General features: G+C 40.0%; 21 protein-coding genes. 11 read left to right on the forward strand and 10 right to left on the reverse strand.

The window, feature by feature from the left end; all coding sequences use genetic code 11:
• Positions 1-86 precede the first annotated feature (86 nt).
• Positions 87-1532 (reverse strand): peptide MFS transporter, encoded by a 1446-nt coding sequence (locus ACSLUH_RS01530; protein ID WP_448563868.1) that lies wholly within the window; start codon positions 1530-1532, stop codon positions 87-89.
• A gap of 358 nt (positions 1533-1890) precedes the next feature.
• On the opposite strand from ACSLUH_RS01530, the gene tviB reads away from it, so the two are divergent.
• From tviB to galE, 10 genes are all read left to right on the forward strand, one after another.
• A complete protein-coding gene (gene tviB, locus ACSLUH_RS01535) occupies positions 1891-3171 on the forward strand; it encodes a Vi polysaccharide biosynthesis UDP-N-acetylglucosamine C-6 dehydrogenase TviB (protein WP_448563870.1) in 1281 nt (426 codons plus the stop codon).
• A gap of 158 nt (positions 3172-3329) precedes the next feature.
• Positions 3330-4349, forward strand: a complete 1020-nt coding sequence (locus ACSLUH_RS01540; RefSeq protein ID WP_448563872.1) for an NAD-dependent epimerase/dehydratase family protein — start codon at positions 3330-3332, stop codon at positions 4347-4349.
• Positions 4350-4466: 117 nt separating this feature from the next.
• Positions 4467-5363 carry a UTP--glucose-1-phosphate uridylyltransferase GalU gene (gene galU / locus ACSLUH_RS01545; protein ID WP_448563874.1) on the forward strand — a complete coding sequence of 299 codons (897 nt, stop codon included), beginning with the start codon at positions 4467-4469 and terminating at the stop codon, positions 5361-5363.
• A gap of 47 nt (positions 5364-5410) precedes the next feature.
• Positions 5411-7048 carry a glucose-6-phosphate isomerase gene (pgi, locus tag ACSLUH_RS01550; RefSeq protein ID WP_448563875.1) on the forward strand — a complete coding sequence of 546 codons (1638 nt, stop codon included), beginning with the start codon at positions 5411-5413 and terminating at the stop codon, positions 7046-7048.
• Positions 7049-7199: 151 nt separating this feature from the next.
• The gene (gene cysD / locus ACSLUH_RS01555) at positions 7200-8099 is read left to right on the forward strand and encodes a sulfate adenylyltransferase subunit CysD (RefSeq protein WP_448563877.1); all 900 of its coding nucleotides are present in this window, start codon (positions 7200-7202) and stop codon (positions 8097-8099) included.
• A 55-nt stretch (positions 8100-8154) separates the two neighbouring features.
• On the forward strand, positions 8155-9570 hold the full coding sequence (gene cysN / locus ACSLUH_RS01560; protein ID WP_448563879.1) for a sulfate adenylyltransferase subunit CysN: 1416 nt from the start codon (positions 8155-8157) through the stop codon (positions 9568-9570).
• Between the two features lie 114 nt (positions 9571-9684).
• Complete coding sequence (locus ACSLUH_RS01565) at positions 9685-11403, forward strand: SLC13 family permease (protein WP_448563881.1); 1719 nt, start codon at positions 9685-9687, stop codon at positions 11401-11403.
• A gap of 22 nt (positions 11404-11425) precedes the next feature.
• Positions 11426-12028, forward strand: coding sequence for an adenylyl-sulfate kinase (gene cysC, locus ACSLUH_RS01570; RefSeq protein WP_448563883.1), 603 nt, complete (start codon positions 11426-11428; stop codon positions 12026-12028).
• 51 nt (positions 12029-12079) lie between these two features.
• Positions 12080-13036 carry a DHH family phosphoesterase gene (locus ACSLUH_RS01575; protein ID WP_448563885.1) on the forward strand — a complete coding sequence of 319 codons (957 nt, stop codon included), beginning with the start codon at positions 12080-12082 and terminating at the stop codon, positions 13034-13036.
• Positions 13037-13093: 57 nt separating this feature from the next.
• Positions 13094-14104, forward strand: a complete 1011-nt coding sequence (galE, locus tag ACSLUH_RS01580) for a UDP-glucose 4-epimerase GalE (RefSeq protein WP_448563887.1) — start codon at positions 13094-13096, stop codon at positions 14102-14104.
• Positions 14105-14200: 96 nt separating this feature from the next.
• Here the strand turns inward: galE and ACSLUH_RS01585 are convergent, their stop codons facing one another.
• Positions 14201-15424, reverse strand: a complete 1224-nt coding sequence (locus ACSLUH_RS01585; RefSeq protein ID WP_448563889.1) for an EAL and HDOD domain-containing protein — start codon at positions 15422-15424, stop codon at positions 14201-14203.
• Positions 15425-15843: 419 nt separating this feature from the next.
• Here ACSLUH_RS01585 and putP point away from each other — a divergent pair, with 419 nt between their 5' ends.
• Positions 15844-17286 carry a sodium/proline symporter PutP gene (gene putP, locus ACSLUH_RS01590; RefSeq protein WP_448564015.1) on the forward strand — a complete coding sequence of 481 codons (1443 nt, stop codon included), beginning with the start codon at positions 15844-15846 and terminating at the stop codon, positions 17284-17286.
• Between the two features lie 95 nt (positions 17287-17381).
• On the opposite strand, the gene ACSLUH_RS01595 is transcribed toward putP, so the two are convergent.
• The 8 genes from ACSLUH_RS01595 to ACSLUH_RS01630 form a co-directional block, all read right to left on the reverse strand.
• Positions 17382-18095 carry a DUF3379 family protein gene (locus ACSLUH_RS01595; RefSeq protein ID WP_448563891.1) on the reverse strand — a complete coding sequence of 238 codons (714 nt, stop codon included), beginning with the start codon at positions 18093-18095 and terminating at the stop codon, positions 17382-17384.
• A complete protein-coding gene (locus ACSLUH_RS01600; RefSeq protein ID WP_448563893.1) occupies positions 18088-18642 on the reverse strand; it encodes a sigma-70 family RNA polymerase sigma factor in 555 nt (184 codons plus the stop codon). The genes ACSLUH_RS01595 and ACSLUH_RS01600 overlap by 8 nt, the downstream gene beginning before the upstream one ends.
• A gap of 65 nt (positions 18643-18707) precedes the next feature.
• Positions 18708-20363: a BatD family protein gene (locus ACSLUH_RS01605; protein WP_448563895.1), complete on the reverse strand. Its 1656-nt coding sequence runs from the start codon at positions 20361-20363 to the stop codon at positions 18708-18710.
• Positions 20357-22177 (reverse strand): VWA domain-containing protein, encoded by a 1821-nt coding sequence (locus ACSLUH_RS01610; RefSeq protein WP_448563897.1) that lies wholly within the window; start codon positions 22175-22177, stop codon positions 20357-20359. Before ACSLUH_RS01610 ends, ACSLUH_RS01605 begins: the two co-directional genes overlap by 7 nt.
• Positions 22174-23181 (reverse strand): vWA domain-containing protein, encoded by a 1008-nt coding sequence (locus ACSLUH_RS01615; RefSeq protein ID WP_448563899.1) that lies wholly within the window; start codon positions 23179-23181, stop codon positions 22174-22176. Before ACSLUH_RS01615 ends, ACSLUH_RS01610 begins: the two co-directional genes overlap by 4 nt.
• Positions 23178-23657 carry a DUF4381 domain-containing protein gene (locus ACSLUH_RS01620; protein WP_448563901.1) on the reverse strand — a complete coding sequence of 160 codons (480 nt, stop codon included), beginning with the start codon at positions 23655-23657 and terminating at the stop codon, positions 23178-23180. Before ACSLUH_RS01620 ends, ACSLUH_RS01615 begins: the two co-directional genes overlap by 4 nt.
• Complete coding sequence (locus ACSLUH_RS01625) at positions 23645-24562, reverse strand: DUF58 domain-containing protein (RefSeq protein WP_448563903.1); 918 nt, start codon at positions 24560-24562, stop codon at positions 23645-23647. Before ACSLUH_RS01625 ends, ACSLUH_RS01620 begins: the two co-directional genes overlap by 13 nt.
• Positions 24563-24660: 98 nt before the next feature.
• Positions 24661-25617, reverse strand: coding sequence for an AAA family ATPase (locus ACSLUH_RS01630; RefSeq protein WP_448563905.1), 957 nt, complete (start codon positions 25615-25617; stop codon positions 24661-24663).
• Positions 25618-25711: the final 94 nt, after the last annotated feature.

Genomic DNA, 25711 nt, shown 5'->3' on the forward strand with positions numbered 1-25711 from the left:
TTCTGCGTTAAGACATATCGTTAGTCAAAAACTGTTATAAAAAAGCGAGCAACATGTGCTCGCTTGTTCACGTCATTTAAATGAATTTATACGTGGTTTTTAGGCATCGCTTCATGTGAGCCTGTAACGTTGATTTCTTCTTCAATTTTTTCTTCAAGGTCGCTGCTGTGGTCGCCTTCTGCACCGTGCATCCAGTCAACCAGTTTATTGGCGCTTAATAGCACGATACCACCTGCAATAATCCCAGCGATACCAACCCCTAAGAAAATACTAAACGCATTTTCAACTTGTGCATCTCCTTCACCGACAAATGAACCGATAAAGGCGGCTAAGAAGTTGGCTAATGCAGTACATAAGAACCAAGCACCCATTAATAACGAGGTGAATTTCAAAGGAGCAAGTTTTGAGACCATCGATAAGCCGATAGGAGAAATACAAAGCTCAGCTAAAGTATGAAATAAATAAGCAAAAACAAGGAATAACATACTAACTTTAACGGTTGTATCACCACCTTGAACCATAGTCGCCCACATCATTACGAAGAAACCGATCGATAGTAAAAATAGGCCTAGCGCAAACTTCACGGGTGATGTTGGCTCTTTCTTACCCATATTTACCCATATAGAGGCAACCACTGGTGCAAGGGTAATAATGAACAATGCATTTAGCGATTGAAACCATGATGCTGGCACTTCAAATCCCATGAGGTTTCTGTCAGTAAATTCTGAGGCGTAAATATTAAATAGGCCGCCTGCTTGTTCAAAACCCGCCCAGAAAATAATCGAAAAAACACTCATAATTAAAATGACTTTGGTACGATCTTTTTCTTCTTTAGTAAGAGGCGCCGCGTTTTCTTGTGCTTGTTGATTGTTTTTTGCTAGTTTTGCCGATGGAACGACACCAATTTCACCTAAATACTTTTTCGCTAGTGTTAGCTGTAGCAATAAACCGATGACCATACCGACACCAGCGGCGATGAAGCCATAACCCCAACCAATTTTTTCACCTAAATAACCAGCAATAAGTGGCGACAAAAATGCCCCTAAATTGATCCCCATGTAGAATATGGTGAAAGCACTATCACGACGGTGGTCACCTTCTTCGTACAAGTCGCCAACTAAGCTAGAAACATTCGCTTTAAAAAGACCATTACCGCACATGACAAGAGCAAGGCCGAGATAAAAAATAGTCTCATCATTACCTAATACTATGTTTTGAAAGCCTAAAGTAAAGTAACCAACAGAAAAGAAAATACCACCAAGGATGATCGCTTTACGTTGACCTATATAATTATCAGCTAACCAGCCACCAAGCAGAGGTGTTAAGTAAACCCCCATGGTAAAGTAACCATATAAGCTAAGAGCATCTGCTGTTGACCATGCAAACCCTCCATCTTGTACTGTTGCTACTAAATACAATACTAAAAGGGCGCGCATACCATAGTAGCCAAAGCGTTCCCACATTTCTGTTCCAAAGAGTAAAAAGAGCCCTTTTGGATGACCAAAAATCGTTCCTGTCGATTGCGTTGTCATAAAAATATCCTTCCAGAGTGAATTAGAACGTCAGTCATTATTATTTTAATGCTGTTATTATCATCAAACTGTTTAAAAACAGTTCAAATAGACCGACGGTTAAAGTTAATCAGCGCTTGTTATACCGAGGATGGCTAAGAAGTGCAAGCTATTCACAACTTTTAACTAGGCTTAAATTACAAGTATTGTATACAAAAATTTAAAAAAGCTTAAACATTAATTGATTATCGTTTTTGGTCATATGATCGAATTAACTTCGCGACTTTGGCAAATTTTACTGGTGCTCATTTGTTAAATAATAGTAAGATAATTTACATAAATTAGCTCTCTGGTTTAAGCGAAGGATAAAGTTAATACCATGTCACCAACTCATGAAAACACAAAAATCGCCATTATAGGTTTAGGGTACGTAGGATTGCCATTGGCGGTTGAATTTGGCAAAAAATATCCAACTGTAGGTTTTGATATTAACCAACAACGCGTAGCCGAACTTAGCAAGGGGGTTGACGGTACGCTTGAAGTTTCGTCAGAGGAGATGGCACAGGCTAGTCAAATTAGGTATTCAGCGGACGTCCAAGATTTAGCAGACTGCAATGTTTATATCGTTACGGTGCCAACCCCGATCGATCAGCATAAACAGCCAGATTTAACGCCTTTAGTTAAAGCAAGTCAAATGTTGGGTGAGGTTATAAACGCTAATGATATTATCGTTTATGAATCGACAGTATTTCCTGGCGCAACTGAAGAGGTTTGCCTGCCAGAAGTTGAAAAAGTATCTGGCTTGAAATTTAATCAAGATTTTTTTGCTGGTTATAGCCCCGAGCGTATTAACCCTGGTGATAAAGAACATCGCGTCACGAATATATTAAAAGTGACTTCTGGTTCAACTCCTGAGATCGCAACTTTTATTGATAGTTTATATGGCTCAATTATTGAAGCAGGTACTTACCAGGCTTCATCAATAAAAGTCGCAGAAGCGGCTAAAGTCATTGAAAATACCCAACGTGATTTAAATATAGCCTTGATTAATGAGTTAGCGGTTATTTTTAATAAATTGGGTATTGATACCGAAGAAGTTTTAAAAGCGGCTGGCACTAAATGGAACTTTTTACCGTTTAGACCTGGCTTAGTGGGCGGACATTGTATCGGTGTCGACCCATATTATTTAACCCATAAAGCGCAGTCAATCGGTTATAACCCTGAAGTGATTTTAGCTGGACGTCGCATTAATGATGGGATGGGCGCTTATGTTGTCTCGCAGCTAACTAAAGAAATGATTAAACGGAAAATACAGGTTAATGGTGCCAACGTATTGGTGATGGGACTAACATTTAAAGAGAATTGTCCGGATGTTCGAAATACCAAGGTAGTTGATATTTTGTCTGAGCTTAACGAATACCATGTTAATGTTGATGTTTATGATCCTTGGGTCAATCCAGCTGAAGCCAAACATGAATATAATGTGGACTTAATTGATAGTTTAACAAACGAGCACTATGATGCTGTGATATTTGCGGTTGCTCATCACCAATTTAAAGCGTTGACTGCGCAAGAAATTAAATCATACTTAAAACCGAATCATGTCATTTATGATTTAAAATACATGCTGGATCAATCGTTGTCTGATATTCGTTTATAAGTATTGTATGCTTGAGCTAGTGATGTATTGCTGGCTTTTTTGCTACCAGTTATACGTTTTATTAACATTTTTTAACGCTAGGCACGATACATCGTTGGCACCTGATCATGGTGGTGTTAAACTTCATCTTTAATATTTTTCAGACCAAAAGACGTATTATGAGTGATTACCATCAAATAAAATCCAGCTTATTATCAAATCAATCGACATGGTTAGTTACTGGGTGTGCGGGGTTTATTGGCTCTAATATTCTAGAGACATTATTACTGCTAAACCAGAAAGTCATAGGTTTAGATAATTTTGCTACTGGTTATCAAAAGAATCTCGATGAAGTTCAATATTCTGTTTCTGAGGCGCAATGGCAAAACTTTACCTTTATTAAAGGGGATATCCGCGAACTATCGGATTGTCAAAAAGCAATGCAAAACGTCGATTATGTCCTTCATCAAGCGGCTTTAGGGTCAGTACCGCGCTCGATTGCCGATCCCATTACTACGAATGCTGCTAACATTACAGGGTTTGTTAATATGCTAGTTGCCGCCAAAGAGGCAAAGGTGAAAACTTTTGTTTATGCGGCTTCAAGCTCGACATATGGTGACCATCCAGCATTGCCTAAAGTGGAAGAAAATATTGGTAAACCATTATCGCCTTATGCCGTGACCAAATATGTTAACGAACTTTACGCTGATGTCTTTAAACGGACTTACAATCTAGATTGTATTGGGCTGCGTTATTTTAATGTTTTTGGCAAGCGCCAAGATCCAGATGGGGCTTATGCTGCGGTTATTCCCAAATGGATAGCGTCAATGTATCACCAAGAAGACGTTTACATTAATGGCGATGGTGAAACATCTCGAGATTTTTGTTTTATTGAAAATGCCGTCCAGGCTAATATTCTTGCGGCGTTAGCGAATGATGATGCTAAAAACCAAGTTTATAATGTGGCTGTTGGTGATAGAACGACACTGAATATTCTTTTTAATAGTTTGAAGGATGCGTTAACTCAGCATGATATTCAAGTAGACAAAAATCCAGTATATCGAGAGTTTAGAGCTGGTGATGTTCGCCATTCTCAAGCAGATATAAGTAAAGCGAAGAAGTTATTAGGCTATCAACCTGAGTATCGTATCGCAAATGGCATCGAAAAAGCAATGCAGTGGTATGTGCAACATTTATAAGGTTTCATCAAACGTATAAGTGAAAAATAATTAGTTATCGGATGAAAATTATTCGCCTGATTGATCAACGTGATTAACGTTATACTGATTAAAAGGCAATAAAAGGTAAAGTTAGCTATGAATTCAACGATCACTAAAGCGGTTATTCCTGTTGCAGGATTGGGGACGAGAATGTTACCCGCAACCAAAGCTATTCCAAAGGAAATGCTACCTATTGTTGATAAACCATTAATTCAATATATTGTGAATGAGTGTGTTGATGCAGGGATTAACGAGATTATTTTAGTGACGCATTCTTCTAAGAATGCGATTGAAAACCACTTTGATAAATCATTTGAGTTAGAAACAACCCTTGAAAAGCGTGTTAAGAGGCAATTGCTTGATGAGATCCAAGCAATATGTCCAAAGGAGGTTACTATTATGCACGTCAGGCAAGGTGAAGCTAAAGGCCTAGGGCACGCGGTCCTAAAAGCTAGACCCCTAGTTGGCGAAAGCCCATTCGCCGTTGTGCTACCTGACGTGATTTTAGACGATGCTAGCGCCAATCTAAAGACTGAGAATATGGCGGCAATGTTAAAACGTTTTAAGGAAACAGGTTACAGCCAGATTATGGTGGAACCGGTGCCTAAAGAGTTAGTAAGCAGTTACGGTGTGGCGGATTGTAATGGTGAGTCATTATTTGCTGGTGAATCAAAATCAATGACTCAGATTATTGAAAAGCCAGCCATCGATGAAGCGCCGTCAAATTTAGCCGTGGTCGGAAGGTATATTTTATCAGCACCAATATGGGACTTACTCGAGTATACACCGCCTGGTGCTGGCGATGAAATCCAGTTAACCGATGCTATCGCAAGTTTAATGAAGTTAGAAACGGTAGAAGCTTTTCATATGACAGGTAAATCACATGATTGTGGATCTAAACTTGGCTATATGAAAGCCAATATTGAATATGCATTGCGCCATCCTGAACTTAAAGATGAATTTTCTGAATTTTTAAAAGAACTCATTTCTTAAGTTTAATCTACTTATGGTTTTATCAATAAATTTTAAAGAGCATATCGTTGAACTTACTTAAACTACAAAAAATTTTCGACAGTGCAAAAAATCGAAATATTACTGAACTATTTGCTGAGGATGAAACAACTAAGGTAAGCCGTGCTGCTCGCTTTAGCATTGAGGCAGGAGAGCTACTTTTAGACTACTCTAAGCAAAATATCACTGAACAAGAACTTAATACATTGATCCAGTGGGCATATGAATCAGGTTTATCTGAACAAGTGACTGATATGTTTACTGGAAAAAAAATTAATACCACTGAGAATCGAGCGGTATTGCATACTTTGTTAAGGACGAGTGATTTAACTAAAGATAGTAAGCTTGACGAGCAGATACAACAAATCGTCGAGACAGAACACTCAATAAAGAAAATAGTCAATAGCACTCACAGCCGAGAAAAATTATCAACAAGTGGAAAGCCATTTACAGACGTCCTTGTCATTGGAATTGGTGGTTCATATTACGGGACTAAGGTCGCTTTAAGTGCGCTTTGCTCACCTCAAAAAAAACCAAAGTTGAACGTTCATGTTTTAGCGAGTGTTGATAGTGAAGCTATGCTTGAAAAGTTAACCTTATTACCCCCAGAAACTACAATGGTTGTGGTGGTGTCTAAAACCTTTACTACTCAAGAAACCATGTTGAATGCTAAAGCCGTCAAAGCTTGGATGGTAAAAAGTCTGGGAAGCGAAGACGTTGTTAAGCATCAATGGTTCGCGGTTACCAGTGTTATAGAGAAAGCTCTTCAGTTTGGTTTATCTTCAACGCATGTTCTTCCGATGTGGGATTGGGTCGGTGGACGTTTTTCCGCTTGGTCAGCGGTTGGTATTCCAATAGCATTGGCATTTGGCTATGAAGTTTTTACAGAATTCAGAAATGGCGCGAAAGCGATGGATGAGCATTTTCTTGATAGTGACTTTCATCAGAATATGCCGATCATTATGGCGTTGCTTGGTATTTGGAATCGTAATATTTTAGGCTACCCCAGCTTAGCGATATTACCTTATTCACATAAACTTAGAGCCTTGCCAGGCTATCTCCAACAAATTGATATGGAAAGTAACGGTAAAGCTGTAGACTTTGATGGAAAAGCGGTGCTGTGGGATACCGCACCGACTGTTTTTGGGCAAGAAGGAACCAATAGTCAACACGCGTTTATGCAATTAATGCATCAGGCTAAAGATATCATTCCCACTGATTTTATTGTTTCTTTAACTGTTGATAATCAATATCGAGAGCATCACTCTACTTTAGTTGCCAACTGTTTCGCTCAAAGTGAAGCCTTAATGCGCGGTAAATCACTCGAACAAGTAAAACTTGAATTACTAAGTAATGGTATGAAAGAGGCGGAAGCTATGAATTTAGCGCCGCATAAAATCATGAAAGGCAATACACCGAGTAATACCATACTACTTAATCAACTAACAGCATTTAATTTAGGAGCTTTACTCGCGTTGTACGAGCATAAAGTCGCTGTACAAGGTTTTTTATGGCAGATTAATTCTTTTGATCAGTGGGGAGTAGAGTTAGGTAAGCAATTAAGCCATGAAATTATTGAAAGTATAAATGGTCAAGAATTCAAACAATTCTCTAGCTCTACCCATATGCTTATTGAAAAATATAAAAGCCTTAATTTTAAAACTTAATTTCTTATCTAAATTTATATCCAAAAAATTTTTACTTGGCAGAATCCATATTCTAATTTGTTATAATTGAATGGTTTCTTATATAGAACACTTGCATTGATTGTGTCAGAATAGCGTCATTATAAATCTTTGTTGATATTAGTGGGTATTGATGAACTTAACACATTTGCAAAAGCTAGAAGCTGAATCGATTCATATTATCCGTGAGGTTGCTGCTGAGTTTGACAAACCGGTGATGCTCTATTCTGTTGGGAAGGATTCAGCTGTTTTACTTCATTTGGCGAGAAAAGCATTTGCACCAGGCAAAATTCCATTCCCATTGCTACATGTTGATACCACTTGGAAGTTTAAAGAAATGATTGCGTTTCGTGATCAAATGGCCAAAGACTACGGCTTTGAACTCCTTGTCCATCAAAACCCTGAAGGTGTAGCGATGAATATTAACCCATTTGATCATGGTAGTGCTAAGCACACTGATATTATGAAGACGCAAGCGCTTAAGCAAGCTCTTGATAAATTTGGTTTTGATGCTGCCTTTGGCGGTGCTCGTCGAGATGAAGAAAAATCTCGTGCTAAAGAAAGAGTCTATTCATTTAGGGATAAAAAGCATCGTTGGGACCCAAAAAATCAGCGTCCTGAGCTTTGGAATATCTACAATAGTAAAGTTAATAAAGGTGAAAGTATCCGTGTGTTCCCTTTGTCGAATTGGACGGAACTTGATATTTGGCAGTATATCTATTTAGAAAGTATTCCAATTGTACCGTTATATTTAGCGGCCAAGCGACCAGTGGTAGAGCGAGATGGCACCTTAATTATGGTCGATGATGAACGGATGCCGTTAGCCGAAGGTGAAGAGGTACAAATGAAAAGCGTACGCTTTAGAACCTTAGGGTGCTATCCGTTAACAGGGGCAGTTGAGTCAGAAGCAGCAACTTTGCCTGATGTGATACAAGAAATGTTATTAACGAAAACCTCGGAGCGTCAAGGTCGAGTGATTGATCATGATTCTTCAGGTTCGATGGAGAAGAAAAAAATGGAAGGTTACTTTTAAATCCTATTAGCCATTTTTTTTATCGTAACGTTATAACAGTTTCAAAGGAAATATTATGAGTCATCAATCAGACTTAATTGCAGAAGACATTCAAGCGTATTTAAAGCAACATGAAAATAAAGAACTGGTCAGGTTTTTAACGTGTGGCAGTGTAGATGATGGTAAAAGCACCTTAATAGGCCGCTTATTACACGATTCTAAAATGATCTTTGAAGATCAATTAGCCGCGATTGAAAAGGACAGTAAAAAATCAGGTACTACCGGTGAAGCGGTTGATTTGGCTCTTTTAGTGGATGGGCTGCAGTCAGAGCGTGAACAAGGGATTACTATTGATGTTGCTTATCGCTATTTTTCAACGGAAAAGCGCAAGTTTATTATTGCTGATACGCCTGGCCATGAACAATACACCCGTAATATGGCAACCGGTGCTTCTACTTGTGATTTAGCGATTATCTTGATTGATGCACGTCATGGGGTGCAAGTACAAACACGCCGTCATTCGTTTATATGCTCTCTATTGGGCATAAAGCATGTACTGATCGCTGTTAATAAAATGGATCTTGTTGAATATAGTCAAGATCGCTACCAAGAAATTAAAAAAGAGTATCGTGAATTTGCTGAACAATTGGCATTTGAAGACGTTCGTTTTGTCCCTATTTCGGCATTAAATGGTGATAACGTTGTTGAAGAAAGTGCCAATATGGATTGGTATCCGGGCGCAACTTTAATGAAATTGCTTAATACCGTTAATATTGAATCGGCAGAGTCAACCAATGAATTTCGTTTGCAAGTGCAGTATGTTAATCGTCCTAATTTAGATTTTAGAGGCTTTGCTGGCACTGTTGCATCTGGACACATTCGTGTCGGTGATGACATCGTTGCGTTGCCATCAGGTAAAGAAAGTACGGTTAAATCAATCGTCACTTTTGATGGTAAACTTGAGCGTGCAGAGAAAGGACAGGCAATCACTTTAACGTTAGAAGATGAGATTGATATTAGCCGCGGTGAAATGATCGTCAAAAAAGGTTATTTACCAACTTCCGCTAAAGAGTTTAATGCGCAAGTCGTCTGGATGCACGAAGATGAGCTTGAAAAAGGCCGTGAGTATTATATCAAACATGGTAGCAAATTGACCACGGGACATGTCACTGAGATTGAGCACCGAGTTGACGTTAATACCATGCAAACGTCGAAAACAGGCCATTTAGCGTTAAATGAAATCGGCTCGGTCAATTTTGAAGTCGCTGAAAAACTTCATTTTGATGCTTATCAGCGTAACAAAGATACCGGTGCGTTCATCATTATTGACCGCCTTACCAATATAACGGTTGGCGCTGGAATGATTTCTGACACTGTCGTTGATGAACAACAGCATAGTTATAGCGAGTTTGAAGTAGAGCTTAATGCATTAGTTAGAAAGCACTTTCCACATTGGGGAGCGCGTGATTTGAAAAAACTGTTTAATGCATAATAGTCGATAGAGCGATAAGCTTAAGCTTATCGCTCTTTATTGGTGAATCTGAGTGTTATACTTAATCCGGTTTAAGCCTATCTCGCCTTTATCGAGGCCCAAGTAATGCAACTGATGCAGTGGCTTCTGATCGCAATATTTTTGGCTACATTTGCTGGGCTAGTTAAATTTCAACAATTTCCTGAACGAGTTTTTGCTATTGCTATGTTTGCATGTTTAGGATGCTCGTTTGTCGATACAGACAGTATATTAGCCAATGCCGTTAACCCCGGTCTGATCACATTGATATTATTAGTGCTGGCCTCGTTTTCTCTTGAGCGGACTAGCATATTAAGGCGAATTTCCGCGTTAATGATTAATGGTAGTAAATTCACATCTACCGTTAAAACCTTGATCTTTACAGGGTTGGCTTCGGCATTAATGAATAACACTGCTGTTGTTGCAGCGCTACTATCGACCATTAAAAATAATAAAGTGATCAACCCGAGTAAACTGCTTTTACCGGTTTCATTCGCCGCTATTCTTGGCGGGACATTAACCCTCGTCGGTACCTCAACTAATCTCATAGTTAACACCATGCTGATTGAAAGAGGTTATCCATCGTTAGGCTTTTTTGATTTTACCTTAGTGGGGCTATGTGCAAGCGTTGTATGCTTAGCGGTAATACTTGTTCGCCAAGCGACCTTGCCAGATATGATTGAAGAGAAGTTAACTGATCAGAGTTACCTTGTTGAGGCAGAGGTAAGTCCGCAGTCGAAGTTGATTGGTTTGACCGTTGAAGAAAATGGTTTACGTAATTTAGATGCACTCTTTTTAGTTGAAGTGATCCGCCAAGGACGATTGATAACCCCTGTAGCGCCTGATGAAGTATTATTGCAAGGCGATAAACTCATCTTTTCTGGAGATGTATCCAAAGTCCTGGTTCTACAACAATTTGACGGTTTGACGCTATATGCCGAAAAAGATGGCTTACTGCGCGACAACTTAACTGAGGTAGTAATCAAACCTGGGTCGGCTGTGGCAGGTAAAACCTTAAAAAAAGCAGGCTTTCGAGCTCGTTTTGATGCAGCGGTCGTCGCAATTAAACGTGAAGGCGAGGCATTATCGGGTAAGTTAGGTGAGCTAGTTATTCAGCCCGGTGACTTTTTAGTGTTGGCAGTAGGTCGTGATTTTAGCTCTCGCACCAATTTGAGTAAAAACTTTTATATCCTTTCCGGAAAGAAACCGGACAATATGCTTTCAGGTTGGCGAGATTCGCTTACCGTGTTTGGTTTTATAACCGTGATAGCGGTATCGGTATTTACGTCAGTTAGTTTACTAAAAGCATTGATGTTTTATTTAGCGATACTGATTTTTAGCGAATGCTTGACTATTAATGAAGTCAAACGTCGCTTTCCGTTAGAGATATGGATGATAGTGCTCGGCGCATTAACATTAGCTCAAGCACTTGATAATAGCGGCGTTGCTAGTTTGCTTGCCCAACAAATAGAAGAAAGTTTGCAAGGCTATAGTAACTACTTAACCTTAATTGTGTTGTTTGTTATTACCTTGTTGATGACGGAATTGATGACAAATACTGCGGCTGCAGCGCTAATGTTTCCAATCGCCTATAGCACATCAATTGGATTAGGATTAAGTCCGCTACCTTTTGTAATGGCGGTTGCGTATGCAGCAAATGGCAGCTTTATTAGTCCTTATGGTTATCAAACCAACGTCATGGTGTTTAACGCTGGAAATTATCGTCTTATTGATGTAGTTAAGTTTGGCTTACCTGTATCTGTAGCCTATAGCACAGTGGTTCTGATTGTATTGCCGATAGTGTTTCCTTTTTAATTAGTGAGAGTACCGAGATAACATGAAAACTGAAAATACCGTGTGGCATCATCACCAAGTGACTAAAGCACAACGTTCTCAATTAAAAGGTCAACGTCCTTGTTTGTTGTGGTATACCGGCTTAAGTGGCTCGGGAAAATCTACCATAGCTAATGCGGTAGATGCGTTGTTGTTTGAAAAAAAATGTCATACGTACCTACTTGATGGTGATAATGTTCGTCACGGACTAAATGGTGACCTTGGTTTTAATGACAGTGACCGTATCGAAAATATTAGACGCATTAGCGAGGTGGCTAAACTATTTGTTGATGCTGGTTTACTTGTTTCTACGGCGTTTATTTCACCATTTGCCAGTGATCGAAAAATGGCAAGAGAGATGTTATTACCTGGGGAATTTATCGAGGTTTATATTGATACGCCAATAGAGGTTTGCGAACAACGAGATCCTAAAGGGTTATATAAAAAAGCAAGACAAGGTGAAATTAAGCATTTTACCGGTATAGATTCTAGTTATGATGTCCCTCTTTCAGCAGAAATTCATTTACAAACCGATAAGCTAAGTATTAAAGAATGTGCAGAGTCAATCGTAGAATATCTGCAGCAACATGGTTATGTTGATATTTAATGTTTTGAGACGTTTGCTCAGCGATTAATTTTTAATAGGGTTGGAAGTGTTATGCAATACGATGTTTTTAATGGCGATGCCGATGGTATTATTGCCTTAATTCAGCTTAGGTTAGCTGAACCGCTAGAGTCGGCATTGATCACAGGCGTTAAACGAGATATTAGCTTACTTAAAGCGGTGGATGGGAATAAAGCACATTCGGTGACCGTGCTTGATATATCAATGGAAAAGAATATTGAAGCCTTAAATCAATTGCTGAACAATAAAATTTCTGTTTTTTATGTTGATCATCACCGCCCAGGGGATATTCCCTCTCACCCGCTACTCAATACCATTATTGATACCGATGCTAATACCTGCACAAGCTTACTGATTAATGATTATTTAGAACACCGTTTTGCTCATTGGGCGATAGCCGCAGCTTTTGGTGATAACATGACGCAGGCAGCCCAACAACTGGCACAAAAGCATGGTTTAACTCAACAACAACAGGATCAACTCAAAGCATTGGGCGTGTATATTAATTACAATGGCTACGGAGAAGATTTAACGGATCTTCACTTTCATCCTGCAAAATTATATCAAATACTAAAAGAGTACCCTGATCCGTTATCTTTGATGACAGACAAAGCATCAGTTTTTTATACCTTAGAGGCTGCTTACCAAGAAGATATGCGTCAGGCGAGCGAAGCTGCAATTATCGTTGATGAAGAAAAATGTAAGATTATTGCCTTACCTGATGCTCCCTGGGCGAGAAGAGTAAGTGGCGTGCTTGGTAATGATTTAGCTAATCAATCTCCAGAGAAAGTCCATGCGGTGTTAACAGAAAATAGTGATGGAACATACCGGGTGAGTTTGCGAGCGCCTTTGACAAATAAGCAAGGAGCAGGCGATATTTGTGCTAAGTTTCCAACCGGTGGTGGCAGAGCTGCAGCAGCAGGCATAAACTTTTTACCATCGGATATGCTGTCATCGTTTATCGAATCGGTTAAACTATATTATTGCTAGATTAAATCAAGATACGAGGGGGCAACCTCAAGTATTATCTACTTAAAGGAATGATAAATGAGCATATTGGTAACAGGTGGCGCAGGCTATATTGGTAGCCATACCGTCGTAGAGTTATTGGCGACAACCGAGGATATTATTGTTGTTGATAACTTATCTAACGCCAGCGAAAAGGTATTTGAGCGAATTACTCAAATAACGGATAAAAATGTTACTTTTGTGAAAGCTGATATTTGCGATCGCATTGCAATGGAGCAGTTGTTTTCACAATACAATATCGATGCTGTTATTCATTTTGCCGGTTTAAAAGCCGTAGGTGAATCGACACAGGTACCACTTGATTATTACCACAATAATGTTTCAGGGACAGTAACATTGCTGCAGGTGATGGCAAAGCATAATGTTAAAAAGTTGGTCTTTAGTTCATCGGCTACTGTGTATGGCGAGAATAATATTTCTCCTTTGGTGGAAACCATGCCTACGTCTGCGACTAATCCCTATGGCCAAACCAAATTAATGATAGAGCATATATTATTTGATTTAGCTAAAAGTGATCCCAATTGGTCAATCATTTGCTTGCGTTACTTTAACCCTATAGGTGCTCACCACTCAGGGTTGATCGGAGAAAACCCTAATGGTATTCCGAATAACTTATTACCTTATGTTGCTCAAGTAGCCGTTGGTCGATTGCCTAAATTGCAAGTGTTTGGTGATGATTATGACACCATAGATGGTAGCGGTGTTAGAGATTATATTCATGTGGTTGATTTGGCGTTAGGGCATGTTAAAGCGCTGGAAAATTTAGCTAATATAGTAGGATGCCAAGCGATAAACTTAGGGACAGGTAATGGAACATCAGTGCTTGAAATCGTTGATAGCTTTCGCCATATCAGTGGTCAAGAAATTCCATATGAAATAAAGCCACGCAGGGCTGGAGATATAGCTACAGTATTTGCTAATGCTCAGTTAGCAGAGCAGTTACTCGGTTGGCGAGCAACCAGGGACTTATCGACCATGATTGAAGATACTTGGCGTTGGCAGTCAAAAAACCCGAACGGTTTTGAGTAAAAGGCAATAGCGTTAAACATCGTCTTGCTCCACTGACTCAAAAAAGAGAACTAACGGTTCTCTTTTTTGATTTACTCGATTAAATTTGGGTAAAGGTTAATCCATAACATTTCTGGATTGTTCATCAGCCCATGATACCGCTTCATTATAATCTTTAACGACTTTCTCTTTCTCTAAGCCTAATTTTTCCATCACAATGCCGGTTTTATCCCATTCTGCTCGCTCAATAAAGCTGACAAGCTTGATTAATGCCGCCATAACGCCTTTTTTAGTAAGTAAGGTGTCTTTGATCTCCTGAGCCAATGGTAACTTCTCTAAAATGCTTTCTAAGCTTTCATCTAAGATGGCATCAATCATCGATAAAAGACCGGTTAAAAACGCAATTGAAGTATCAAGCGGCGCTTTGATGTCACCAGCGACTAATTCACAAAATTTTGCTCTGGTCATTGCTAAATTGATAAGCTCGGTGGGCTTGTCTGGGTTAACATTCGTCGCAAACATTAAGCCAAGGAAACGCTTTAACTCTCCAGAGCCTAATGTCACAAGAGCCTGTTTAATCGTTGAAATTTCAGTTCTGCGTCTAAATACTGGGGAGTTAGCGTATCGAAGCAATTTATACGATAAAGAAACATCGCGTTGAAATACTTCCGTGATACTTTCTAAGTCTAATTCAGGTTTTGACGTTTCGTATAAAAGCTCTGCCATTGCCATTTGTGATGGCGAGAGGTTCTTCGTTTTAACCATTTCTGGCTTAGCAAAATAGTAACCTTGAAACAGCTCAAAGCCTAATTCGAGCGCTTGGTTATATTGCTCATAGGTTTCTATTTTTTCCGCCAATAATTTAATGTGCGGGAATTTCTCAATTGCACTTTTGATTTCTAAAATTTCAGCTTCTTTCGAGGCTTGCCAGCAAATTTTGATAATATTGATGTAAGGAAAGAAATGAGCCCAAACATTTTGGTGTTTATAGTCGTCTAAGGCGATGGTATAGCCCTTTTCATGTAACTCTTTGACTAGGTTAAGGAGTTTCTTACCAGGCTTAACAGTTTCTAATACTTCAACGACAAGCTCTTCTGAGGTGAGCATTGTCGGATAACCTTTCTCTAACGTATCGAGGGTAAAGTTTATGAATGCCGGCTTATTTCCGGTAAATTCGCTGATCCCCATATTAAATTGACTGGCTTCAACCATTTTACTGGTTGCTTCATCACCATCAATATCTGGGAAAACGTTGTCTAAACTGTCTCGAAACAGTAACTCATAGCCAACTAATACTTTTTCTTTATCCAGAATAGGTTGTCGCGCGGCATAAAAATACATATAGCTTCCTGATTATTTTTAGCTTTTTTCAATATATTCTAATTAATACTGAATTACATCTACTATTTCACTTTTGAACCTAAGCCTCAAGCGCAAAAAGCAGGTGATTTTGTATTTGTTGCTTAGTTTTTAACATAAAGTGAAGAAAAACTCATGAATTGTCTATATTATAGCGTTTTGTTTTACGATGTTTTGTATTTTTACTGTAATTTTCTTGTTAATTGGGGTCAGTTGAACTTAATTTCACATTAAGCTTATGCAATAACGGCGGGTTAGTCGATATAAACAGTCATTGAATTGATTATTTTCTTAACCACGTTTGCACGATAAACAACAGTCCTCGGATAGCATTAACTTTTTCAAAGGAGGTTTACTTGGCTGTTGCAACGTTTGTCGCATTAGCGCTTTATTTCATAACCATGCTTGCTATTGGTTTTTATGCCTATCGAAAGTCAACCAGTGATGTTGCCGGGTTTATGTTAGGGGGGCGCAATTTGAGCCCATCGGTAACCGCGTTATCAGCAGGGGCCTCAGATATGAGTGGCTGGATGTTAATGGGCCTGCCTGGTGCCATGTACGTCAGTGGTGCAAGTAGTATCTGGATAGCCATAGGTCTTGTGATTGGCGCATTTTGTAATTATCTTATTGTCGCCCCAAGATTGCGAACCTATACCGAAGTCGCGAATGACTCAATAACGCTACCGGATTATTTTGAGAACCGTTTTAATGATAAAAGTCGTTTACTTAGGCTAGTGTCATCGATTGTTATTATCGTCTTTTTTACCCTTTATACCTCTTCAGGTATTGTTGCCGGTGGCAAGCTATTTGAAACTTCTTTTGGCCTAGATTACAACCTCGGGCTTTATATTACAGCAGGTGTCGTTGTCGCTTATACCTTATTTGGAGGCTTTTTAGCGGTTAGTTTAACCGACTTTGTTCAAGGTTGTATTATGTTTGTTGCCTTGGTGCTTGTACCTGTTGTCGCATTAACTGAAGTTGGTGGGATCACGGAAACGACTCAAATTGTTAATGATATTGATCCTCAATTAACGCAATGGTTAAGTGGTGTTAGTTTACTAGGGATTATCTCAGCGATGGCTTGGGGGCTTGGCTACTTTGGTCAACCACATATTATCGTCCGTTTTATGGCAATTCGTTCAATTAAAGACATTCCCGCGGCAAGGCGAATCGGGATGAGTTGGATGATAGTGTCTATTATCGGCGCAATGGCAACAGGGTTTGTTGGTTTAGCTTATGTCAGTAAAACTGGTGCTGATTTAACCGATCCAGAAACGATTTTCATTTTGCTATCACAAATATTATTCCACCCGTTTGTCGCTGGCTTTTTATTAGCTGCTATTTTGGCTGCTATTATGAGCACAATTTCATCACAATTATTAGTGACATCAAGTTCACTGACTGGTGACTTTTATCAGGCATTTTTAAATAAAACTGCCTCAGAAACACAGTTGGTGAGAGTCGGGCGTATCTCGGTATTTTTGGTTGCGGTTGTCGCCGTTTTCTTAGCATTTGATCGTAACAGCACGATATTAACATTAGTGAGTAACGCGTGGGCGGGATTCGGTGCGGCGTTTGGGCCAGTGGTTATTTTAAGTTTGTATTGGCGTAACATGAACCGTAACGGTGCTTTGGCTGGCATGATAGTGGGGGCATCAACTGTGCTCTTTTGGATATACGCCCCGTTAACGATTGATGGTCAATCGTTAAGTGCAACCTTATATGAAATAGTCCCTGGTTTTTGCTTATCAACACTGGCTATTATTGTTGTTAGTAAAATTACTCGCAAAGCGCAGCTTGAGATTGAAACTACCTTTGATAAAGTGTTAGGCCATCATAAGTAGTCCATACTAGGCCTAGCTAGTTAAGCCATAAAGTTAAAAAAGGTCGACTTGTTGTCGACCTTTTTCTTATCGATAATTAATTAGCACACCATTGATTAGGCAGACCATCTGAGTTGTTGATTCAGTTTTTGCTGCCAATGCTCTATTGGTTCTTCTTTATCACCAACGACAATGACATTGCTTTGATTGTAGTTTTTTACCATGCCTTGTAGTTGTTGGTCAGTAAAATACGCTTTAAAACTTAAATGTGCAGCATTGGGCACAATATAAATATTTACCGGTGAAGATTTACCTTTAAACACTAAATGCAGACTTTCCATACCATCAAAGCGGCAAAAGTTGGCGGCGATAAGTTCACCTGGGTTTTCACTAAAGTGACCATTAAAACTTGCCATTTTTTGGTTTAAGCTCACTAAAGAGACTCTGTTTTCATCGCTATTTAAAAAGTGCTGTGCCTCGTGGTTTGTGTGAGCTATTGCATAATCAGCGACAGAGTTATAGGCGTGGGAGTAGTGCATCGTGTTGAAGGTTACACCCAATGCCATAACAACAGACGCTGCCATTGCCATATATACACGGCTTTTACGTTTATGTTGTTGGTGACTTTCTAAAGACTGTTTTAGCAGTAATTTCTCTTTTAATCCTTCAGGAACAGGGACTTCTAATGCATCCGTTATATCTCTATCGAGTTGTTGTAGCTCTTGGGTAAAACGTTGTTTTTTTGGATCTGCAGACATTGCAGCTAATAACTCTTTATCTTGGTTATTTGGATCTGCATATATACTGCGTCTAAATTGCAAATCATCCATTAGTTTGACCTCTTACTAAAGATTGCTCGTCTAAGGCGTCTTTTAACTGGTTGCGTGCCCTAAAAAGTCGGGTCATTACCGTGTTTTTATTTAACGACAATAACTGTGCGATTTCTTCGCCACTAAATCCGCCAATCACTTGTAGCAGCAAAGGTTCACGATATTCTTCCGGCAATTGCGCAATTTTTTCTCTTAACCAGTCGTTCTCTATATTTTGTTCTTGAGAGTGTGATTGTTTATCGACGATAGTCGCTTCTTCATAATCACTCATCTCCAATTGTTTACGTTCAAAGCGCCTTGCATTTTCTCGCCGTAAAATTGTGATCAGCCAAGACTTTGCTGCTTTCTCATCTTTTAACGAGTCAAGTGAACGCCACGCTCTCAAAAATGTTTCTTGTACGATATCCTCGGCTACCTGTTTATCGTGGGTGAGCCAATACGCATATCGATAAAGATCGCTATGTAATGCATTAACTAGGGCTTCATATCGTGTTTGCTTGCTTGCCATACCTTTAGAGACCTTAGTCTTATCAAATAAATTTCGCATAGCGTTAATTAAAATTTAGCGAGTGGTGTTGAACACCAGTAAGTCGAGTACTGGTGTTCAACATTTTACAATGGATTTAATTGTAGATTGGGCTTGTTATCTTTGCCACGCTGGCTTTGACGTTTTTGAATTTCTTGAATAAGTGTTAAAAATTCACTGTTGTCCCAAGTTGCTTGTTCTTTACCAAAGCATACTTGCTGCAATGCACTGATTGCTTGCTCAAATTGCGGGTCTTTTAGCGCTTTTGTCACTTGGTTTAATGTACTTGTTTGACGCCCCGTTAATTGTTGATACCAAGGGCAAATGAGCTCAAGTACTTGCTGCGGCTGATTCTTTTTGGCGGCAGCTAGCAGTGCAAGGTAAGCATCACTTGGAGAAACTGCTTTAGGTTTGTTTTTTGGTTTTTTCAGGTAGGCGCTGAGCCACCAAGCAAAGCATGTCAGTAACCATAAAGCAAGAAATAACCATTGAAGCCAGTGCGCTTTTTCAACGATTATTTGCGTTGCAGGGCCTGGTGGTTGCACATTAACTTGCTGAGTTTGAGGTTGTGCTGACGGTGTAGATGGTGCAGCAGGATTCTCTTTAACCGTGATCGTTTGTGCCGGTATAGTGGCTATTTCTTGGCGGTTTGTCTTGGTATTCCACCAAGGTATACGAATTTCAGGTAGGGTAAATTGTCCAGCTTTACTTGCAACAACAGCAAAATTTCTCACCTTTTGACTGACAAGTCGGTTGTTGTTGATACCGGAATGCAGTTCAGCTTGATCTGGGTATACTTTTAAACCATCAGGCATTGGCATATCAATTTCAGGAAGCTGTTCTTTTGATAGCCCTGCCGCAGTTAATGTAATAACACGCGTAATGGGTTCACCAACTTTTAGTTCATTAACATCGGGTTGCCACTCTTGGTGCAATGCCAATAATTCACTGGGTAACCAGGTACCTTGATAATTCGCTGGAATAGGCTTAACGTTCAACGCGATATCATCACCAATCACACTCACCGGTTTCGTTTCAGCAAAGCTTAAAAAACTATTTCGTCGTGTTGACGGTTTCATTATTTCACCAGAAAACATCGGTGACTTTACGATATACTTGCCACTTTGTTGCGGGCTGATCGCATAAGTTCGTTCTATCACTCTATAACGCTTACCATTGATAATGGCTTCACTTTCAATATCTTTACCTATTTGGGCGATACTGGCACCGATAAGCTCTGGCTCAGTTAAACTTCCTCGCTTGAGTTCTGCTGCAAAGTGCAGCTTGACTGATAAGGTGACTTGTTGTTGCACGTAAACTTCGTTAGCTGAAATTTCGGTTGTGATAAAAATATCTTGTTGTGTATCTGCTCCAGCATCTTGCGCAGAGAGTACTTTTACTTGTATCGGGTTAGTTTGCTTTCCCTCAATGGTAAATGATGGAATGGTATAATCGCCTTCTTGCTTTGCAATTAATACGGTTGTCCATGTTGTTGTGCGTGTGGTATTGAAATTGATCATACTGGTTTGAGAGCTGACAGACGTTCGCCCGACAATAAAATCGTTTAACAAGGCGGAAGTATCTAATGCATCAGCATCAACATCATCATCAGCTGTGACGGTGAGTACAAATGATTCGTTAGCAATCACCGGGTTTTTATCTATTGACGATACGACTTTTGTTAACGCTGAAACTTGTGTTGCAAAGAGCAAGGCCAATAAGCAAATTATTCTAATTACCACTTTTTACGAACTCCCATTTGGCTATTGTTTTGACGTCGCTTTTGATATTCCAATTGCATCTTATTTCTCAATAATAAATAAGGATCATCAGTGACTTTATTAAGTAACTGCTGATGTTTTTGTTCTTGTTCTTTTTCCAATTGTTCAGCGAGTTGAGCCGCTTGCTGATCTTTTTGTTGCTCATCGTCACTATCAGATTGTTTTGCTTCCTGCTCTTTTTTCTCTTGAGCTTCTTGTTGCTTTTCGTCTTGCTGTTGTTGATTTTGTTGTTGCTCGTTTTGCTGTTCAGACTGTTGTTGATCTGATTGCGATTGCTGGTCTTGTTGATCCTGCTGTTGCTCATTTTGTTGCTGATTTTGTTCGCTCTGCTGTTGATCTTGGTTATTTTGTTGATCACCCTGAGAGTCTTGCTCTTGGTTATCACTATCTTGTTGCTGCTGCTGTTGCTGCTGGTTTTTTAACTCCTCTAGCAGTGCTTTATTCGTTTTAGCATCTTCCATGTTTGGGTCGCGCTTTAAGGCTTGCTCGTATGCCTCTATCGCTTGGTCAAGTTGCTGCAGTTGAGCTAGGCTATTGCCTTGGTTATACCAAGACAACGCACTATCATCTTGCTTAAAAGCGTCTAAAGCTGCTTGATAGTCACCGGCTTTATAATGTGCACTCCCTTGCCACATCGAATTTTTAAAGCGCTCTGCCGCTTGCGAATATTGTTCTTGTTCAAACAATTGTGAGCCTTGTTGATCTTTCGTTTTCCACAGATCTTGCCACCAATTGGCTTGCACCGGCGTCGGTGTTGATAACATCACTAAGCAAGGGATGATTGCTAAAATATGTCCACGCCTGAAATAGCCGACCACGAGAGGTAAAACAATCAGCAATAAGTAAGGACCAAATTCCTGCCATTGATCGCCTGAACGATTTTGATTATCACTTTGTTTTTCTTTGTCGACATCTAAAGGGGCACTGAGCAGGGTTTCAATATCATCGTCTGTTGTTGTTAATGTCGCGAAACGGCCGTTGCCTCTTTGAGCAACGCCCTTTAATCGTTTTTCTGGCAGTTTAGGAATAATGATTCCGCCACTGTTGTCCTTCATTAATTCGCCAGTCGTTAGCTTAATTGGGGCGCCTTCTGCGGTCCCAATACCGAGTATATTCAAACGATGAGGGTGATTTCTCGACCACTCAGTAATATCCTGGAGTTCACTGTTTTCAATCTCGTCAGTAAACCAGAAAATATCCCCTTGAAGATGACCAGCATTTTTTAACATGTCATCTGCTAGCGTCAAAGCGGCTAGTGGGTTACTTCCTAACTCAGGCATTAAATCTGGACTTAATGATGGAAGTAATAACTTGATGTTGTTAATGTCTTCAGTCAGTGGGCTAATTATAAAAGCATCTCCAGCATAGGCTATTAAACCTATTTCGCCTTCATTAAGCTGCTCCAGTAAGTCAATCGCTTTAAACCTTGCACGTGTTAAACGATTGGGAACAAGATCAGTCGCATACATTGAATAGGACATATCCATGATCAAAATTGAGCCTTTTGCAACTTGGTATACGGGCTGAGGAAGTTTTTTCCACGTAGGTCCAGCGAGTGCGATAATGGAGATAAGGCCGATGATAAATGGCATCGTCAGCGACAATGGCTTACTGGTTGAGTTATCATCGATCAGTACTTTAGCAAGATGTGCCGGTAAGAGTCTTTGCCATCCCGATTGGCTTGTTCGATAACGCTTTAATATTCGTATTGCAATCACTAATAAAACAATGGCAAGCAACCACCAAGGGCGAATAAAATGAAAATCGCTAATCATCGAGTATTCTCCCGCTGAAATGCTGGCGCAGTGTTTTTCAGATGAGTTAATAAGAGGTAACTAAACACAAGCAATAATGCGGCAGCTAATGGGTAATGAAATAATGCCGTTAATGGTCTCATTTGTTGTTTTTCTTGATCAACCGGTTCTAATTGGTCTAGCAATTGATAAATTTCACTCATATCCTCACTGCTCTTAGCACGAAAATATCGGCCGTTAGTTTTTTCAGCAAGCTCACTTAAGGTTTCTTCATCTAATTCACTGGATGGATTGACGCGTCTGGCACCAAACAAGGATTTTTGAATCATAACATCAGCACCAATACCGACAGAATAGATAGTCACTTTTTTGGCGATAGCGAGCTCTAGCGCCTGTTCTGGTGTGATTTTGCCGGCGGTATTTTGTCCATCAGTTAATAAGACTAACACGCGATTTGATTGCGGTTTTTCATCAAATCGTTTAACCGCCAGGGCAATAGCGTCGCCGATAGCGGTTTGTTTACCTACTAAACCAAGCACCGTTTCATCTAACATTTGTTGAACGGTATTTCTGTCATAGGTCATTGGTGTTTGCATATAGGCATCATCACCAAATAATATCAATCCTAAGCGATCACCAACACGGCGCTCAATAAAATCGCCAAGTAAGACTTTTAGCATTTGTAGGCGGTTGACGGTTTTACCATTTAGTGACATATCTTCCACTTGCATACTGCCTGATAGGTCAACAGCAAGCATCATTTCTCTTCCTTCGGTCGGTATGCTGATTGGCTCGCCTAGCCATTGAGGTTGACTGGCAGAGATCACCAGTAAAACCCAGACGATAGTCATTAGCCAAAGTGGCGCTTTTTTCTGACCCGACCCAACCGAAGTTGTTTTAATATTAGGCACTAGAGTCGGCATTTTAAGCGCAGCGGGTTCTTGGTATTTTTTAGCGGGTAACCAGTAGACGATCAACGGCAATGGTAAAAGTAATAACACCCAAATTAATGCGAAGCTTATCATGATGCTTCTCCTTTTTTGGATGGTTTGGCCGATGGAGGTAAGGCGCTGCTTACCCATAACTTGGCAGCTTCAAGAAGCTGGTCGTCAATAGTTGCTTCGCTTAACTGATAGCGCAACGTTAACCCTTTGCTAGCCGTACTGATAAAATTATCTTGATACTTTTCAGGCAGGTGTTTAGCCAAATAATCAACTAAAGGTTGACCATAGAGTTTCGCAATTTCAGCTCTAGGAAAATATTGGCTAGCCGCCCATTTTAGGGTAACGACAATATCATCATTATCTTGAACATGATGGTTTAACTGCTGCATTGCTATGCGTTTTGCCATCAAGCGCTTTCTGCGTTTGAGCAACTTAATCAAAACTAAGGTAATTAATACGATAACAACAACCAATAATAACCACCAGCCAATGGCAATAGGGTAGTTATGAATAGGGTCTGGTAAGTGAATATCCTTAAGTTGAGCTAGCGGATCCACGGTGCGACTCCATTTTTTAATTGATTTTCGATCGAATCACCCGCGCTAAAGTGCAATATTCGCGCTCCAGCCTTAGCCAATGATTCTTCAATATGTTGATTAAATGCCAGCGCTTTTTCTTTGTAGAGGTTCGCTGTTTTAACATCGCCTAAGGTCAGTTGTTGTCGATTTTTACCATCGGTAATACTCACATTAAGGTTCATCTGACTTTCAGGCAGTTGATGCTCTAGCGGATCAGTGATTAGGCACATTACTAATTCGCAATGTTTTGAAATACGTGCCAAATGACGAATAGATTCTGAGGTAATACTATGGCCATCGGTAATAAAGTACATCATGCTACCGGGACGAGCTATTTGTCGGGCTCTTAAACAGTTTTCTTCGAAGTAGTCGCTTGATAGCGCGTTGGTCTTTTTCATCATCGATTGAGCGTCCTGATGAATCTTAACTAACGCATTAAGGTAATGCAAAACACCTTGTTGTCTGCTGCGAGGCTTTATTTCGAGGTGAGCTTGTTGGTTAAACACAATACCACCAACGCGATCTCCTCGACTTTTTGCATGCCAGGCAACTAATGCGGCTAAGTGAGATGCTTGCACAGATTTAAACAATAAACTTGAACCAAACATTAGGTTATTGCTTAATTCGGTTACGATTAATACGGGACGTTCTATTTCTTCTCGAAAAAGTTTGGTATGGGTTTCGCCTGTTCTTGCCGTCACACGCCAATCAATCGCACGAATATCATCACCTACTTGATAATGACGTACTTCATCAAACTCCATGCCTCGCCCCTTCGAGCGAGCTAGGTAGTTCCCTGCCATTCTGCCATGGAGGTTTCTGATCGCGGTGAGATTAATCAAACCACTTTTACTTTGATAGCGCAATAGCTCTTCTAGTGTCAAATTGACACCATCACTATTTAGGCTTTTAAGAAGCGAGCTCGCGTCGCTCGCGTTTGCCACGTTTGATGTATTAAACCAATTAATCATAGATCTACAGGTTATGCAACGGCAACTAAACTTAGAATGTGATCAAGTAATTGGTTACTGGTAATGCCTTCTGCTTCTGCTTGATACGTTAACAAAATACGATGACGTAACACATTGTGAAAAACGGCTTGTACATCTTCTGGGCCGACGAAATCTCTTCCGTTTAACCATGCCCTTGCTCTAGCGCATCGGTCAAGTGCTATCGTTGCACGCGGGCTCGCACCATACGCTAACCAAGCTTTCAGTTTGTCATCATATTTTTCTGGCTGGCGTGTTGCCATGATCAAATCAACGATGTATTGCTCAATGGCTGGTGCCATATGTATTTTTAACACTTGGTCTCTGGCAGCAAAAATATCTTTTTGAGAGAGCTCAGCAGGGGCCTTCGTACTTTGACCAATCGCTTCGCCTCTATTGAGACGTAATATTTCCAATTCACTGTCTGCATTAGGGTAATCAATTTCAATATGCATTAAGAAGCGGTCTAATTGTGCTTCAGGAAGAGGGTAGGTGCCTTCTTGTTCTATTGGGTTTTGTGTCGCCATCACGAGAAAAAGATCTGGTAACTTGTAAGTGTTTCTACCAACGGTAACTTGCCCTTCTGCCATGGCTTCAAGTAAGGCTGATTGTACTTTCGCCGGGGCACGGTTAATTTCATCCGCTAGCACTAAGTTGCGAAACAACGGACCTGATTGAAAAACAAAGCTGCCATCTTCTGGACGATAAATATCAGTACCGGTTAAATCAGCAGGTAAAAGGTCGGGGGTAAATTGAATACGATGAAAATCCGCTTCGATGCCATCCGCTAAGGCATTTACAGCGCGTGTTTTTGCTAAACCTGGAGGACCTTCTACAATTAAATGACCATTGGCAAGAAGCGCAATGAGTAAATTTTCAACCAGAGCTTCTTGCCCAATGATTTGCCCTGATAGATGCTCTTTTAGAGAAGAAAAGTGTTCAATTGCCATAATAATAACGGTTCTTATTGTTAGTTTACTGTAACGTTCGATCAATAATTAAGGGATATATGGTTTATCAATTAAAAAACAAGCGCCAGTGTTA

It is taken from the genome of Thalassotalea ganghwensis (assembly GCF_053485795.1).

Coding starts and splice junctions, on each gene's coding strand:
- ACSLUH_RS01615 (WP_448563899.1), bottom strand. CDS start 23,181: ATGATAAGCTTCGCATTAATTTGGGTGTTATTACTTTTACCATTGCCG.
- cysC (WP_448563883.1), top strand. CDS start 11,426: ATGAAAACTGAAAATACCGTGTGGCATCATCACCAAGTGACTAAAGCA.
- galE (WP_448563887.1), top strand. CDS start 13,094: ATGAGCATATTGGTAACAGGTGGCGCAGGCTATATTGGTAGCCATACC.
- ACSLUH_RS01540 (WP_448563872.1), top strand. CDS start 3,330: ATGAGTGATTACCATCAAATAAAATCCAGCTTATTATCAAATCAATCG.
- cysD (WP_448563877.1), top strand. CDS start 7,200: ATGAACTTAACACATTTGCAAAAGCTAGAAGCTGAATCGATTCATATT.
- ACSLUH_RS01575 (WP_448563885.1), top strand. CDS start 12,080: ATGCAATACGATGTTTTTAATGGCGATGCCGATGGTATTATTGCCTTA.
- galU (WP_448563874.1), top strand. CDS start 4,467: ATGAATTCAACGATCACTAAAGCGGTTATTCCTGTTGCAGGATTGGGG.
- ACSLUH_RS01630 (WP_448563905.1), bottom strand. CDS start 25,617: ATGGCAATTGAACACTTTTCTTCTCTAAAAGAGCATCTATCAGGGCAA.
- cysN (WP_448563879.1), top strand. CDS start 8,155: ATGAGTCATCAATCAGACTTAATTGCAGAAGACATTCAAGCGTATTTA.
- ACSLUH_RS01565 (WP_448563881.1), top strand. CDS start 9,685: ATGCAGTGGCTTCTGATCGCAATATTTTTGGCTACATTTGCTGGGCTA.
- ACSLUH_RS01530 (WP_448563868.1), bottom strand. CDS start 1,532: ATGACAACGCAATCGACAGGAACGATTTTTGGTCATCCAAAAGGGCTC.
- ACSLUH_RS01595 (WP_448563891.1), bottom strand. CDS start 18,095: ATGGATGATTTGCAATTTAGACGCAGTATATATGCAGATCCAAATAAC.
- ACSLUH_RS01585 (WP_448563889.1), bottom strand. CDS start 15,424: ATGTATTTTTATGCCGCGCGACAACCTATTCTGGATAAAGAAAAAGTA.
- ACSLUH_RS01600 (WP_448563893.1), bottom strand. CDS start 18,642: ATGCGAAATTTATTTGATAAGACTAAGGTCTCTAAAGGTATGGCAAGC.
- ACSLUH_RS01610 (WP_448563897.1), bottom strand. CDS start 22,177: ATGATTAGCGATTTTCATTTTATTCGCCCTTGGTGGTTGCTTGCCATT.
- putP (WP_448564015.1), top strand. CDS start 15,844: ATGCTTGCTATTGGTTTTTATGCCTATCGAAAGTCAACCAGTGATGTT.
- tviB (WP_448563870.1), top strand. CDS start 1,891: ATGTCACCAACTCATGAAAACACAAAAATCGCCATTATAGGTTTAGGG.